13 protein-coding genes are annotated in these 14,053 nt (G+C 69.6%); 8 read left to right on the top strand and 5 right to left on the bottom strand.

Features of this window, described 5'->3' with window-relative positions; translation table 11 throughout:
* The first annotated feature begins 95 nt into the window (after window positions 1-95).
* From ACGFQ9_RS15070 to ACGFQ9_RS15060, 3 genes are read left to right on the top strand one after another with little or no spacing between them, the layout of a single operon-like run.
* Complete coding sequence (locus ACGFQ9_RS15070) at window positions 96-965, top strand: hypothetical protein (RefSeq protein ID WP_393574303.1); 870 nt, start codon at window positions 96-98, stop codon at window positions 963-965.
* Window positions 962-2,182, top strand: coding sequence for a DNA cytosine methyltransferase (locus ACGFQ9_RS15065; RefSeq protein ID WP_393574197.1), 1,221 nt, complete (start codon window positions 962-964; stop codon window positions 2,180-2,182). Before ACGFQ9_RS15070 ends, ACGFQ9_RS15065 begins: the two co-directional genes overlap by 4 nt.
* Window positions 2,179-3,318: a DnaB-like helicase N-terminal domain-containing protein gene (locus ACGFQ9_RS15060; protein WP_393574196.1), complete on the top strand. Its 1,140-nt coding sequence runs from the start codon at window positions 2,179-2,181 to the stop codon at window positions 3,316-3,318. The genes ACGFQ9_RS15065 and ACGFQ9_RS15060 overlap by 4 nt, the downstream gene beginning before the upstream one ends.
* Before the next feature lie 304 nt (window positions 3,319-3,622).
* Here ACGFQ9_RS15060 and ACGFQ9_RS15055 read toward each other — a convergent pair whose 3' ends face one another.
* Window positions 3,623-4,507, bottom strand: a complete 885-nt coding sequence (locus ACGFQ9_RS15055; protein WP_393574195.1) for a DUF5655 domain-containing protein — start codon at window positions 4,505-4,507, stop codon at window positions 3,623-3,625.
* A gap of 367 nt (window positions 4,508-4,874) precedes the next feature.
* Window positions 4,875-5,501, bottom strand: coding sequence for a TetR/AcrR family transcriptional regulator (locus ACGFQ9_RS15050; RefSeq protein ID WP_393574194.1), 627 nt, complete (start codon window positions 5,499-5,501; stop codon window positions 4,875-4,877).
* A gap of 117 nt (window positions 5,502-5,618) precedes the next feature.
* Here ACGFQ9_RS15050 and ACGFQ9_RS15045 point away from each other — a divergent pair, with 117 nt between their 5' ends.
* The 4 genes from ACGFQ9_RS15045 (at window position 5,619) to ACGFQ9_RS15030 (ending at window position 10,105) form a co-directional block, all read left to right on the top strand.
* Entirely contained in the window at window positions 5,619-6,266 is a 648-nt protein-coding gene (locus ACGFQ9_RS15045) for a peroxiredoxin-like family protein (protein WP_393574193.1), read from the top strand.
* A gap of 46 nt (window positions 6,267-6,312) precedes the next feature.
* Window positions 6,313-6,477, top strand: coding sequence for a hypothetical protein (locus tag ACGFQ9_RS15040; RefSeq protein WP_393574192.1), 165 nt, complete (start codon window positions 6,313-6,315; stop codon window positions 6,475-6,477).
* Window positions 6,478-6,654: 177 nt separating this feature from the next.
* Window positions 6,655-9,543, top strand: coding sequence for a DNRLRE domain-containing protein (locus ACGFQ9_RS15035; RefSeq protein WP_393574191.1), 2,889 nt, complete (start codon window positions 6,655-6,657; stop codon window positions 9,541-9,543).
* A gap of 28 nt (window positions 9,544-9,571) precedes the next feature.
* On the top strand, window positions 9,572-10,105 hold the full coding sequence (locus ACGFQ9_RS15030; protein WP_393574190.1) for a hypothetical protein: 534 nt from the start codon (window positions 9,572-9,574) through the stop codon (window positions 10,103-10,105).
* A gap of 105 nt (window positions 10,106-10,210) precedes the next feature.
* On the opposite strand, the gene ACGFQ9_RS15025 is transcribed toward ACGFQ9_RS15030, so the two are convergent.
* From ACGFQ9_RS15025 to ACGFQ9_RS15015, 3 genes are read right to left on the bottom strand one after another with little or no spacing between them, the layout of a single operon-like run.
* Window positions 10,211-10,354 carry a hypothetical protein gene (locus ACGFQ9_RS15025; RefSeq protein WP_393574189.1) on the bottom strand — a complete coding sequence of 48 codons (144 nt, stop codon included), beginning with the start codon at window positions 10,352-10,354 and terminating at the stop codon, window positions 10,211-10,213.
* A gap of 10 nt (window positions 10,355-10,364) precedes the next feature.
* Window positions 10,365-10,652 carry a YciI family protein gene (locus ACGFQ9_RS15020; protein ID WP_393574188.1) on the bottom strand — a complete coding sequence of 96 codons (288 nt, stop codon included), beginning with the start codon at window positions 10,650-10,652 and terminating at the stop codon, window positions 10,365-10,367.
* Window positions 10,653-10,691: 39 nt separating this feature from the next.
* A complete protein-coding gene (locus tag ACGFQ9_RS15015) occupies window positions 10,692-11,273 on the bottom strand; it encodes a TetR/AcrR family transcriptional regulator (RefSeq protein ID WP_393574187.1) in 582 nt (193 codons plus the stop codon).
* Between the two features lie 598 nt (window positions 11,274-11,871).
* On the opposite strand from ACGFQ9_RS15015, the gene ACGFQ9_RS15010 reads away from it, so the two are divergent.
* Window positions 11,872-13,956: an SPFH domain-containing protein gene (locus tag ACGFQ9_RS15010; protein WP_393574186.1), complete on the top strand. Its 2,085-nt coding sequence runs from the start codon at window positions 11,872-11,874 to the stop codon at window positions 13,954-13,956.
* Window positions 13,957-14,053 lie beyond the last annotated feature (97 nt).

The following is a 14,053-nucleotide window of genomic DNA, read 5'->3' as shown; positions in this document are numbered from 1 at the left end:
CCACACCCCACCTGCCGGCCACCACCGCCCCGGACACCGCCATCCGCCCGGCGCTGCGTGCCCTCTCGCTCGGTGCCGGCGTCCAAAGCTCAGCCCTGCTCTGCCTGTCCGCAGACGGCACCCTCCCCAAGATCGACATTGCAGTCTTCGCAGACACCGGCTGGGAGCCGAAGAAGGTGTACGAACACCTCGACCGCCTCGAACGGGAAATCGCCGCTCCGGCCGGGATACCCATCCTCCGCGTGTCGTCGGGAAACATCCGCAACGACGCCCTGGACCCGAATCACCGATTCGCATCCATGCCGCTTTACATCCTGAATCAGGACGGAAAGCAAGGGATGACCCGGCGGCAATGTACCGGGGAATATAAAATAAAGCCGATCAAGAAGAAGGTACGCGAAATCCTTCGATACCCCTATCCGTCCAGGGTTCCGAAGGGAGTATTCGCAGAGCAGTGGGTCGGTATCAGCACGGATGAATTCCACCGGGCCAAAGACTCCGGCGTACAGTACATGCACAACGTGCACCCGCTGATTGATATCGGCTGGTCACGGGCGGACTGCGTCCGCTACCTGGAGCGGCTCGGGCTGGCCGACACACCCAAGTCAAGCTGCCTTGGGTGCCCTTTTCACGGTAATGCGCAATGGCGGAGCATCAGGGATGCATCCCCCAACGAGTGGGCCGATGTGGTCGAATTCGACGCAGCTATCCGCAAGGGAAACGCCCGCGCGAACGCTACCGGAAACCCGCTTCTCGGGCAGGCTTATCTGCACCGTTCTCGCGTACCGCTCTCCGAGGCACCGATCGACCATGTCACCGCCGCGGAATGGGCTGCCCTCCAGCAGGAGACCGGCGCACCGAATGCCGAGGCCCTCGAAGCCGGGGTCGTGGACGGCTGCTCACCGTGGGCCTGCCGGGGCGATCAGCCCGAGCCGGTCCGCGACGACTTCGGGCTGGCCGTATGAACGATCTCATCGTGGACCTCTTCGCCGGCCCGGGCGGCTGGGGGCACGCCCTGCACGTCCTGGGCGTACGCGACGTCGGCCTGGAGTGGGACGAATGGGCCTGCAAGACCCGGGCGGCAGCCGGACAGACCACGATCCGCACCGACGTCGCCCTCTACCCCGTTCGGCCCTTCGTGGGCCGGACCCGCGGGCTGATAGCGAGCCCGCCCTGCCAGGCGTGGAGCATGGCCGGCAAACGCCTCGGCCTGATCGACCAGCCGCTCGTCCACCAGGCCGTCGCGGACCTGGCCGCCGGCCGGGACACCCGGGAACAGTTGCTCACCGCCTGCCAGGACCAGCGGTCGCTGCTGGCCGCCGAGCCGATGCGCTACCTCCACGCCCTGCACCAGGCCGGCGAGCCGGAGTGGGTGCTGATGGAGGAGGTCCCCGATGTCGCGCCCTTGTGGAAGCAGTACGCCGCCGTGCTCCGCTCCTGGGGGTTCTCCACCTGGAGCGGCATCCTCAACGCCGCCGACTACGGCGTGCCGCAGACGAGGAGGCGGGCGATCCTGATCGCCTCCCGCACCCGTACGGCAGCCCCGCCCGAGCCGACGCACGCCAAGTTCGGCGATCCGGAGACCTTCTTCGGACCCGGCCGCCGGACGTGGGTATCCATGGCCGAAGCCCTGGGCTGGGGTCGCACCGACGGGCCCGTACCCACCGTGTGCGCCGGCGGCGGACCCGGGGGCGGACCGGAGCCCTTCCCCTCCGGCTCCCGCAAGACCCTCTCCGACGCCCGCGACCGCGGCGCATGGAAGAACCCCCCGCTCCGCAACCAGAACCCCAAGACCGGATCTCCCTGCAACTGCACGGAGGAATCTCCGCGGACGCCGCGGTGCGGGGGCGGACGAGACTGGGTCCTGCGCAGCAACAGCCAGGCGAACGCGGCGATCCGGCCCGTGACCGAACCGGCCGCCACGCTGTTCTTCGGCAACCGCGCCAACGAATGCGTCTGGACGACGACGGGCCCCGCAGAGACTCCACCGCCGGCGATCCGGATCACCGCCGAGGAGGCAGGGATCTTGCAGTCCTTCCCGCCGGCCTACCCCTGGCAGGGCAACAAAGGGCAGCGCTTCTCCCAGATCGGGAACGCTGTTCCCCCTTTGCTCGCGGCCCACTTGATCGCACCCCATGTCGAACGCGTGCTCAGCCGCGACGACTTCGGCCTGGCGGCATGATGTCCGACGCCACCCGTACCGAAGCCGACGAGGATCTGCTGCAGTACCCGGAGCCACCGCCGGTGGTCCACTACGCCGAACAGGCCCTGCTCGGGGCCCTGCTCCTGGTTCCCGAGCGGCTCAAGACCATCGGGCCCCTCGAGCCCGAGCACTTCGCCAACACCGCGCACAGCGCCCTGTTCGCGGCGATGCGCACGATGTCCCCGCCCGCGCCCGAGGTCCACCGCACCAGCCCGGTGTGGCCGAACCAGCTCCTCGACGCGGCCCAGCCCCAGGCCCGAGCCCTGACGGCCTCCTACCTGCACACCCTCATCAGCGTCTGCCCCACCGACGCCCACGCCCCTGCCTACGCGCAGATGGTCCGCTCCGGGCACGCCCGCCGCATTCTGCGCCGGCATGCCGGTCTCCTCGCCCAGGCCGCCCGCGCCCCGGGGCCCGATCCGGCCCGGACGGTCCTCACCCGGGCCGACCAGCTCGCCGTCTACCTCGACGAGCTGGCAACCGCCTTCCCGTCCCACCCCGGCTCGATGCCCCGAACCCCGGCTGCGCCCACAGCCGCAGTCCAGACATCGGCCGAGGCCGCGGACGAGGAGCGGATGCTGCTGGCCGCCTCCGCCGCCCACCCCGAGGACCTGCCGCGGATGCGGTGGCTGCACGAGAGTGACCTCACCACTACGATGCACGCCGCCCTCTTCGCGTGCCTCACCAGCCTGGTCCGCCGTGGTGCACCAGTGGACCCGATCACCGTGCTGTGGGAGGCACAGCAGCGCGGTCTCCTTCACGACGGTTTCGGTCCCACCGAGGTCCTCGACACTGTCTCCCATCCCGCAGGGGCACCCGAGCACTGGGGGCAGAAGATCCTCCAGCGCGCCCTACTCCGCCAAGCCGAGGATGTCGCCGCCCGGATCGAAACCCTCACTGCGGACGAAGCCACCACCGTCCACCAGCTGGCCACCGGCAGCCGCCGAGCCCTCGCCACGCTGTCCTCCGTACGGGCCCGCTGGCACCAGGCCGTCGGAGAGGCGAGTTCAGGAGCACGTGGCGCTTCTCCCGCGACCGTCCAGACCCCAATGTCCCGGCAACCGGCCGCACGGGCCGGCCCAGCAGTGCGCCACCCGGCTCGCCCCGCCCGGTGAGGCTCTCTCGCACTCGCCGGCCTCCTACCGCTTCCCGCTCCGCACAGAAGGTTCCGCATGCCGTACGCCCCCGCCGACGCCCACGTCAGCTTCGCCCTTCACCCCGACCACCACCCTGGCGTTCTCGCCACAACCTCCGGCCCCACGAGCGAAGCCGCCCGCTCCCACCTTCACGACCTCGGCTTCCGCAGCACCGGCCCGGACACGATGGTCCTCGCCCGAATAGATCGGGAGGAGCCCCACTACGCCGACCGGGCAGCCAGCGTTACCCCCGCGCCGCCAACACCGGGAAGGCCAGTCCGCCCTACGCCACGGCGTAGGAGAGCCGAAACAGGTCGATCGCTCGCTCGACGTCCCGTTCGGACCGAAGCTGCACCTCCAGGTCGCCCGTGCCGTGATGCCCCAGCCCCGTCACGTCCCTGGTGAAGCCCGGCACGAGATCTACCGCCGCCGGCGCGGCCTTGAGGTAGACCAGCAACCTGTCCTGGCGCGGGGTGACGCAAGCGAGGTTCCGCAGCCGCTGGTACGCGTCGTACTGCTTGCGCTCGACCTTCGACACGTCCTCGCCCAGCCCCAGCAGCACCTCTTCCACTGCCGCCGTCAGCTCCGCCATCGCCCCGGCCGCCCTCTGGGCGGGCACCGCGCTGGCACGGCTACGGCGGGGGCGGCGGGGCGCCTTGGCCTGCCCGGTGACCGAAGCGACCGTCTCAAGTGCGATGTGGTGGTCGCCGTACAGCCTGTATCGCACCAGGTCGATCGACCGACGGTGCTCCCGGACCGCGTGCAGGTCGTAGCGTGTGAAGTCGCCGGCCACGCAGATCAGCCGCGGCGCGCTCCACAGCACCCGCGAAGCGGCCGTCACCCCGAGGCGCTCGCGCACCAGGGCCTGGAACTCGGTGCGGTGGTCCGTCAGCCACGCCATGTAAAACAAGCCCTGTGAGAGGACGCCGGGGTCGGTGGCCCGCTTGTACTCGATGATCACGGGAGCCCCGTTCTCGTCCAGCCCCAACGAGTCGATACGCCCGCCGTGGACCGGACCGGTGCTGTACTCGGTGGCGAGGAACTTGACCCCAAGCATGGCCTCCATCGCGCTCTCGACGAGAGCCTGTACACCTGCCTCGGCCTCCGCAAGTCGCGGTGCAACCTCCACCACGCCGCCCTTTGTGCTGAACAGCTTCAGTCCCGACACCTCCCCCTTCATGGACCTGACCTAACGCACGGGAGTTCGACCCTATTTCCAAGCGGCTGGCGAATCCGCACGCTGACTGCGCAACATGACCACTCCCAGGGGGTGATCACGCCCGCCCACGGGCGACAGCGGTATCGCTCAGGGACACCGAAGCCGCCTTCGGTCAGGCCCGACAGCCCGGCCCGGAAGACCGTCATTCCGTGCATGACACCGCGTCAGGAAGCGGATGGGGCGAGCGCGAAACGTGCGTCACATGTGGTGGAGGACCCGTGAGACACCAGCTGACGGTCACCCAGCACCGTCTGGGCTGGCTGCCCGTCGTCAGCGGTAGGCGGCCTCGGGCAGCGAACGGTGTCCGGCCGGATGCTCAGGTCAGGGGCCGACACGCCGTGGGCGGGGAACTGGCCACGCCGGTCGCTGCTCCGATCGCCGCCGTGACGGTTCTCCTGAGTTCCCGCGCGTCCGCCCCGACGCGGGAGCGCAGGTTCACCCCGTGCGCGAGCAGGGCCAGCATGTCGGCCGCGCAGTCGGGGTCGGCGCCTTCGCCGAGCTGCCGCTGCCGCTGGGCCGAGAGGAGTGCCGTGTACAGCGCGTCGCGCAGGCGCCGGTGCTGCCTGTCGAGGATGGCCCGCACCTCGGGGTCGCTGTTCTCGGCGCCGGCGTGAGCGTTGGAGACCATGCAGCCCCACTGGGCGTACTCGCCCGTGCAGCGGGTGTCGATCAGCGTATCGAAGAACTCCACGACGGCCGGCAGCCCCCGGTCGTCCTCGGTGATGCGGCCGAGGGTCGGGCGGGAGCGGAGCTCGACGTAACGCTCCAGGGCGGCGCGGTACAGCTCCTGCTTGCCGCCGAAGGTCGCGTACAGGCTGGAGCGGTTGAGTCCAGTCGCGTTCACGATGTCCTGGACGCCGGTCGTGGCCACGCCCTGCCTCCAGAACAGCCGGACCATCGTGTCCAGGACGGTGTCCGGGTCGAAGTGCTTGATGTCCGGCATGCTCCACCTCGCCAACTTGAACCGAGAATTCCAAGATACCGCCACGGATGTTGACCTGGAGTGCACTCGAACTCCTATCTTGAAACGAACGTTCCAAGATATCGGGAGGGAAGACCCATGAGCGTCAACACCGAGCTGCGCACCTTCTACGCAAGCCGCCAGGAGCAGATCCCCGCAACGGTGCGGGCCGTCATGCAGCGAGCCGCCGAGGAGCTGGCCGAGTCCGGTCAGGCCGACCGCTCGCCGGCCGTGGGCACCAAGGCCCCGTCCTTCACCCTGCCTTCCGCTACCGGACGGACCGTCGACCTCGGTGAACTGCTGGCCGAGGGCCCTGTGGTGCTGACCTTCTACCGCGGCGCCTGGTGCCCGTACTGCAACATCGCACTCCGCTCCCTGCAGCAGCACCACAACGAGATCACCGCCCGCGGCGCCCGCCTGGTGGCCGTCTCCCCGCAGATCCCCGACGAATCCCTCTCCTACGCCGAGAAGAACGAACTGGCCTTCGACGTCCTGAGCGATCTCGGCTGCGACACCGCCCAGCAGTACGGCCTCGCCTTCGACCTGCCCGAGGACCTCGCGGCCGTATACGAGGGCTTCGGCATCGATCTCAACCGGTCCAACGCCGGCCACACACGCACCCTGCCCATACCCGCGACCTACGTCATCGACCGCGAGGGGACAATCCGCTGGACGTTCGTCAACAGCGACTACATGACCCGTGCCGAACCGGCCGACATCCTCGCCGCCCTTGACTCTCTCACCTGACCGCCTTCCTCCGTCGCCCCCATCGACGGATCCGACCTTGGGGTCGTTGGAGCGACTCGCGGGGTCCCTGCTCGTCCTCGGCAACGACTCCCCCAGCCATACCGTCGCCGTCGGCCGGGCCCTGACCGCCGCGGTCGCGCCCAGAGCCGGAGGGGCCGGGCCTGACCCGTTGCACGCGGTGACTGTCGAGGCGGCCATGGACTCCGGATGACGGATACCTGACATACATGCGACGGCCCGGGGTTCCGGTTCCGGACAGCGGACAACCGAAAGGTTCCGGTCAACGTTGAGTGGGACTCATGCCGAAAAGGGCATGGCCTTCATGATCCGCCCCGGATGAGGATTCGCAGGTCTGTACCACCACTCTCTGTTTTCAGGAGTTGACAGCGTGCACAGATCCACCAGAGCGCCCGGACGGGCGCGGGGGCCCGTCCGGGGCAGCCGCCTGGCCGCCCCACTCTCCCTCCTCCTGCTCGCCGAGGCGGGACTCATGGCCGGCATGGCCGGGCCCGCCCATGCGACAACGCCGTCGGCCTCAGGCGCAGTTGCCTCGACCACCGCGACGGCCGGCGAGGACCGCGAGGCGTCGCTGGCCCGGCTCACCGCGCAGGCCCAGGGCCGCCGGATCGAGGTGACCGGCGCCCGGACCGAGAACACCACCCTCTGGGCCAATCCCGACGGCAGCATGGCGATGGAGTCCCACGCCGGCCCCGTGCGGTACCGCGAGAACGGCCGCTGGGTCGACATCGACGTCTCACTGGTGAAGGCGGCGGACGGAACGGTCCGTTCCAAGGCGCACCCGCGCGGGCTGAAGCTGGCAGGCCGTACCGCCGCCGCGGGCGGCGACCTGGTCACCCTGGGGCACGGCGAGCACGCGGTCGCCCTGGGCTGGCAGGGCGCCCTGCCCGAGCCCACCCTCCAGGGCCCCAAGGCCACGTACACGAACGTCCTGCCCGCCACCGACCTGGTCGTCGAGGCGACCCGGACCGGCTTCGAGCAGTACCTGGTCGTCAAGGACCGGGCGGCGGCCGAGCGGGCTGCCGCCTTCACCCTCCCGGTGAAGGCCACCGGCATCAAGGCAGCCCTGCAGGGCGACCGGACCGTGACACTCACGGACGCCCGGACCGGCCAGGCGGTCGGGAAGCTGCCGAGCGCCTACATGTGGGACTCCTCACGCGACCGGCGCGGGCAGGCGGAGACCAACCGGGCAGCGGTCGGGCTGGACGTCGTGCAGAAGGCCTCCGGCTTCGACCTCAAGGTCCAGGCGGACAAGGGCTTCCTTGCCGATCCCGCCACCAAGTACCCCGTTACCATCGACCCGGCGGTGTACTTCGGCCAGAACTTCGACACCTTCGTCCGCAACGGCGACACCGGGGACAACTCCGCGAACATCGGCCTCGAAGTCGGCCGGGCCTGGCAGAAGACCGAGGCGCGCTCCTTCGTCAACTTCCCGCGCCATTCGTCGGTCACCGGCCAGGACGTGCTCAACGCCGAGCTGAACCTGTACTCGGTGTGGTCCGACTCCTGCGAGCCGCGCTCCTGGGAGATCTGGGACACCGGGAAGGCCGACGCCGCCACCCGCTGGTCCACCCAGCCGGCCTGGCGCTCGAAGGTCACCTCCTCCACTCAGACCTACGGCCACGGCGACTGCGGACCTCGCTGGCTGTCGGAGGACATCACCCCGCTCGTCAGGCAGTGGTCCCAGATCACGCGCGAGGTGGACACGGTCGGCCTGCGGGCGACGGACGAGACCGACTACAAGTCGTTCAAGATCTTCGCCTCGGGTGACGCGCCCGCCAACGCCCCCTCCATCCTGGTGACCTACGAGGCCCCGGCCGACCCGGTCAAGGACCACGTCGTCTACTGGAACGACGTCCTCCAGGCCACGTACAAGACGGCCGGCGGAGCCCCCGGCCCGCTGGCCCGGGCCGGCGCGATGATGCACGGCGCGATCTACGACGCGGCCAACTCCGCCCGCTGCGCCGAAGGCGACACCAAGTGCCTGGGCGCCCCGTACCTCACCAAGGCGACGGCTTCCAACGGCGCGCTGCCGGACGTGAACAGCGCCATCGACCACGCGGCCTACGAGGTCCTGAAGTCGGTCTATCCGGACCCCAAGTTCGGCTTCGACACGGCGCTGGAGAACGCGCGCTCGACGATCCCGCCGGCCGTCACCGCGGAGCAGCGTGCGGCGGGCACCGAGGTGGGACAGAAGTCCGCCGCCGCGATGATCGCCGCCCGGCAGGGCGACGGCTCGGCGTCCGTCGCGCCGTACACGGGCAGCACGGTCCCCGGCTACTGGCGTCCGACGAGCACGGACGCGTCCGGGGCTCCCATCACCGGCGCCACTCCGCAGTGGGGCACGGTCAAGCCGTTCGGCATGACCTCGGGATCGCAGTTCCGCCCGGCCGGACCGGCCGGCCAGACGGTCATGGACACTCTGCTCAAGAGCCAGCCCTACACGGACCAGTTCAACGACGTGAAGAGCCTGGGCCGCGCCGACTCCACCACCAGGACGGCCGATCAGAAACAGGCCGCACTGTTCTGGGCCAATGACCTCGACGGCACGTACAAGCCGCCGGGCCAGCTCTTCGAGCACACCCAGATCCTCTCCCGCCAGCAGGGCCTGACGGTCGCCGGGAACGCGAAGCTGTTCGCTCTCACCGCGTTCGCCATGGCCGACGCGGCGGTGACGGCCTGGGACGCCAAGTACCAGACCGAGATCGACCTGTGGCGGCCCGAGAGCGCGATCCGGGAGGACGGCGACGGCAATCCGAACACTGTCGGCGACCCGAGCTGGCAGCCCCTGTCCCAGGACCGGGACGGCAAGCACTTCAGCCCTCCCTTCCCCGCCTACATCTCCGGTCACGCCACCTTCGCCGGTGCCTGGGCCCGGGTCATGCAGGACTGGTTCGGCACCGACCAGATGACGTGGACCGCGACCACCGAGGACCCCAACGCACTCGGTGTGACCCGTACGTTCACCACCTTCTCGGCCGCGGCCACGGAGAACGCGGTCGGGCGGGTCTGGCTCGGCGTGCACTACCGGTGGGACGGCACCGACGGCGTCGCGGCCGGCGGCCAGGCCGCCGGCTACGTCACCGCGAACAGGCTCAAGGCCAACACCGCCCCCGACTGGGTCAAGTACGAGGACCTGAACAACCTCGGCGGCTGCAATGCCCAGGGCAGGCGCCTGGTCGCCGAGCACCGCTGGACCTCGTACAAGTGCACCCAGATCGCCCCGCCCGAGCCCGGCCACACCCTCTACGTCAAGTAGCGGCCCCGTGAGGAAGAGAGACACAGCCATGCGTGTGTGGAACAAGCCCTTCCGGGGCCGGCCCGGGCGCGCCGCCCTTGCGGTGACCGCGGCCCTGGCACTGGCCGGCGCGGCGGCGCCGCTGGCCCTCGCCGGGTCCTCGGACGGTGCCGCCCAGGCCTTGGAGGCCAAGCCCGACCTGTTGCTGCGCACCCCGGCGGTGCCCCGGATCTCCGACGGCCCCTACGCCGGGTTCCAGTTCTGCGGCGGGTCCGCCAAGCCGGTAGTCACCAGCGACTCCGCCACGCTCGCCGCGACCCTGGAGTCGGTGGCCCCGCCCGGCACCGTCGAGACGCCAGCCTCGGCCGGCCCCCGCCGGAAGGTCGCCTTCGAGGTGGACACCGCCGACGGCACCCAGGTCCTGCGCAAGCAGCTGACCAGCGACACCAGCCAGGACGCCGCCTACCAGCTGCCCGGTGGCAAGCTCACCAACGGGGACTACCGCTGGCGGATGCGCGTCAAGGACGGGAACACCGCATCCGAGTGGACCGCCTGGTGCGCGTTCACCGTACGCCGCGCCTGACCGGGACCCTGACATGAGCGAGGGCCCCACCGCCGACCGCGGTGGGGCCCTCACCCTGTTCTGCGAGGCCCGACAGGGGAACCGGGCGCCACGTACGACAGAGCCTCAGCCGGCCTCTTCGTACTCGAAGAGGGCCTCGGACACTTCCTCGGCCATGACCAGCAGCGGCGGCACCCCGCCGACCGTCGTGGCGCCGGACAGCCGCTCCACGCCCAGGGCTTCGAAGGCGTCGGCGCCGGCGATGAACACGGTCCGTGGTTCAGCCGGCCAGGAACGCGAGCCGCGGATCGGTGAGGTTCGGGGCGATCTCGATGATCTCGGCCGAGACGACCTCGTGGGCGACGAACGGATCGGCCTCAACACGCAGCCGCAGGTCGTCGAGGGTCGTGTTGTGGGCCAACACAACACCGCCCTGACCAGGCTGAATTCCTCCGATCAACAGGAAGACCCCATCGCTCATGCCTTCCTGGATCCATGCCTGGTGGCCTGCCATGTGATCGGGAGCCTGGCTCTTGTTGGCTGCGAAGCGGAGCAGGACGACGAACACGGAAGTCTCCTTGGTTTGCTGGTGGTGTGGGCAGCCGGCTCAGCGACGGGAGTCTGCGAGGCGCTCGCCAAGCCAGTCGTGGAGGCGATCGACCTCGCGCTGCACGAACGCGCTGTCGTGGAAGGCGTTGGACAGGGTGGCAACGCCTTGGCTGAAGGCCAGGACATGCATCGCGAAGTCGTCGGCTTCGATCGCGAACCCGAGTTCCTCGAACTGTCCCCGAAGCCACGTCCGGAAGAGATCGAAGACGGCGACAGCCTGGAGTCGTGAGGGATGACCGAGTTTGGCGAGTTCGTTCGTGAGTGTTCCGGCGGGACAGCCGTAACTCTGGATGTCCGCACCGTTGGCGATGACGATCTCCACGAACCGTCGCACCCGCTCAGCCGGATCCTGCTCGTCCCGGTCCCAGTCCACGAGCATGTCTCGCGTGCTCTGGAGCCGGGCCTCGATGACCGCGTTGAGGATCTCGTCCTTGGTCTTGAAGTGGTGGTAGAAGTTGCCCCTCGAGATGCCCACCGCCTCGGCGATCGCCGCGAACGATGTGTGCTCGAAACCCTGCTCGTAGAAAAGCCGGTTCGCGGCATCGACGATCTGCGCCCGTGTACCCGTACTCCTGGCCACGTGCACCCCCACAGTCCCGACTCAGCGCTAGGACGAGCGTCCCAGCCGCGGACGCAACTCTAGGACATGCGTCCTAGGATGCGTCAAGGCTGCACGAGGACCGGATATCCCGCGGCCGGCCGCAGCCGACCGCCGCTGCGGCGGGCGCACATGCAATCGCGCCGAAGGCTCAGCCGTGCCGGGCAGCCATCGCCAGGATGAGCCGGGTTCGAGCGAGCAGAGCCTCCTGCCGGCCCCGGTACACCTCTCGCAACCCCTGCAACAGGGCTTCGCGCAGGGCGACGAGGTCGGACTCGCGTGCCGGGCACCCCGCAGATCGGGGTCGCGTTAAAGACACGTAAAGACTGCCGGTCACCGGCAATGACTGAGTCTCAACAGCCAAGACAGTATGAGGACTCCAGGGCGCCCCCAGGTTCAGCCTGCCGGGCGCCGGAATCGCGTGGCGATGCGCGGTGGACACTGGACGGGGGCTGGAAGCGTGCGTGCTCCGTTCGCTCGGTGTCTTTGGTGGGCCGTCCGCCTCCAGCCCGCGGCGTCCTTCCGTCTGCGGCGGGTCGTCCGCGCCACGTCGGCACTCACTCTCAAGGGGGGATTCCTCATGGATGCCATCACGTCGGGCCTCGGCCTGCTCATCCTCAGTCTCCTGGTCGTCGCGCTCGTCGTGGTGGTCGTCCTGACCCGGTTGTTCCGAAAGGTCGAGCAGGGCAAGGCCCTGATCGTGTCGCGGATGCGGAGGGTGGACGTCACCTTCACCGGTCAGGTCGTCCTGCCGGTCCTGCACAAGGCCGAGATCATGGACATCTCGGTGAAGGCCATCGAGATCTCCCGCACCGGCCGCGACGGGCTGATCTGCCGGGACAACATCCGTGCGGACATCCGGATTTCGTTCTTCGTCCGGGTGAACAAGACCGCGGAGGACGTCATCAGGGTCGCGCAGGCCATCGGAACGGCCCGGGCCAGCGACAAGGCCACGCTGCAGGAGCTGTTCAACGCCAAGTTCTCCGAGGCGCTGAAGACCGTCGGCAAGCAGATGGACTTCACCGACCTCTACACCAAGCGCGACGAACTGCGCTTCAAGATCATCGAGATCATCGGCATCGACCTCAACGGCTACAGCCTGGAGGACGCGGCGATCGACTACCTGGAGCAGACCCCGCTCGCCCAGCTCGACGCGGGCAACATCCTCGACGCCCAGGGCATCCGCAAGATCACCGAGCTGACGGCCATCGAGAACGTGCGCACCAACGAGTTCCGGCAGAACGAGCAGAAGGAGATCACCCGCCAGAACGTCGACGCCCGCGAGGCCATCCTCGAACTGGAGCGCCGGCAGGCCGACGCCGAGATCAAGCAGCGGCGCGAGATCGAGACCTCACGGGCCCGCGAGGAGGCCGAGATCGCCCGGGTGGTGGAGGAGGAGCGGCTGCGCTCCCAGACCGCCTTCCTGAAGACGGAGGAGCACCTCGGCATTCAGCGGGAGAACCAGGCCCGGGAGGTCGCCGTCGCGGCGAAGAACCGCGAGCGGGTCATCGCGATCGAGAACGAGCGCATCGAGAAGGACCGGCTGCTGGAGGTCATCGCGCGGGAGCGGGAGACCGAACTGACGCGGATCGCGGCCGACAAGGAGGTCGAGACCGAGAAGCGGGAGATCGCCGAGGTCGTGCGCGAGCGGGTCGCGGTGGACCGTACGGTCGCCGAGCAGGAGGAGTCCATCAAACGGCTCCGGGCGGTGGAGGAGGCCGAGCGCACCCGTCAGGCGGTCGTCATCGCCGCCGAGGCCGAGGCCCAGGAGCGGCTGGTCAAGGACATCAAGGCCGCCGAGGCGTCCGAGCAGGCGGCCGTGCACCGGGCAGCGGAGGAGCTGACCCTGGCCGAGGCCCGCAACAAGGCCGCCGACCTCGACGCCCGCGCCAAGATCCGCCTCGCCGAGGGCATCCAGGCGGAGGCCGCCGCCCAGGGTCTGGCCGCCGTCGCCGTACGGGAGAGGGAAGCCGACGTGATCGAGAAGGCCGGCCGGGCCGAGGCCGAGGCCACGGCGGCGCGGCTGAAGGCCGAGGCGGACGGTGCCCGCGAGCTGGCGCTGGCCGAGGCGGTGGGGATCGGCGAGAAGCTGAAGGCGGAGGCATCCGGCCTGACCGACAAGGCGGCGGCCATGGCCGCACTGGACGAAGCGTCGCGGACGCACGAGGAGTACCGGCTGCGGCTGGAGGCCGAGAAGGAGATCCGGCTCGCCGGACTCGACGCCCAGCGGCAGGTGGCCGAGGCCCAGGCCACGGTGCTCGCGACCGGGCTGGAGAGCGCCGACATCAGCATCGTCGGAGGGGAGTCCGCGTTCTTCGACCGCATCGTGGGCGCGATGTCGATGGGTCGCGCCATCGACGGGTTCATGGACAACTCGCAGACGGCACGCACCCTGACGGCCGGCTGGCTGGACGGCACCGGTTCCTTCACCGAGGACCTCACCCGCGCCCTGGGCGCCGTCTCCACCTCCGACGTACGCAATCTGAGCGTCTCCGCCCTGCTGATGAAGCTCATGCCCGCAGGCTCGGGACAGCTGGACGAACTGATGGCCAAGGCACGTGACCTGGGCCTGGCCGACCTGCCGGTGAGCGAACTCGCCGGTGCGGCGGCGACAGCCGACTCGGCCCGGCCGGCCTCGGTGAACGGCGCCGCCACCAGAAGCTGACCGCCACGGGGGTGCGGTCAACGGCCGGGAGGCAGCCGAGCGTGGCTCGGCGGCCTCCCGGCCACATCACAATCTTGTACGCGAAGGAGCAGAACGG

It is taken from the genome of Streptomyces sp. NPDC048603, from assembly GCF_043199475.1.
GTDB lineage: Bacteria > Actinomycetota > Actinomycetes > Streptomycetales > Streptomycetaceae > Streptomyces.
This window is presented reverse-complemented; position numbering and strand designations above follow the sequence as displayed.

What these genes read in the sequence shown, in the direction of transcription:
- ACGFQ9_RS15050 (WP_393574194.1), bottom strand. Translation starts at nt 5,501, where the DNA reads ATGCCGGACATCAAGCACTTCGACCCGGACACCGTCCTGGACACGATG.
- ACGFQ9_RS15045 (WP_393574193.1), top strand. Translation starts at nt 5,619, where the DNA reads ATGAGCGTCAACACCGAGCTGCGCACCTTCTACGCAAGCCGCCAGGAG.
- ACGFQ9_RS15060 (WP_393574196.1), top strand. Translation starts at nt 2,179, where the DNA reads ATGATGTCCGACGCCACCCGTACCGAAGCCGACGAGGATCTGCTGCAG.
- ACGFQ9_RS15010 (WP_393574186.1), top strand. Translation starts at nt 11,872, where the DNA reads ATGGATGCCATCACGTCGGGCCTCGGCCTGCTCATCCTCAGTCTCCTG.
- ACGFQ9_RS15065 (WP_393574197.1), top strand. Translation starts at nt 962, where the DNA reads ATGAACGATCTCATCGTGGACCTCTTCGCCGGCCCGGGCGGCTGGGGG.
- ACGFQ9_RS15030 (WP_393574190.1), top strand. Translation starts at nt 9,572, where the DNA reads ATGCGTGTGTGGAACAAGCCCTTCCGGGGCCGGCCCGGGCGCGCCGCC.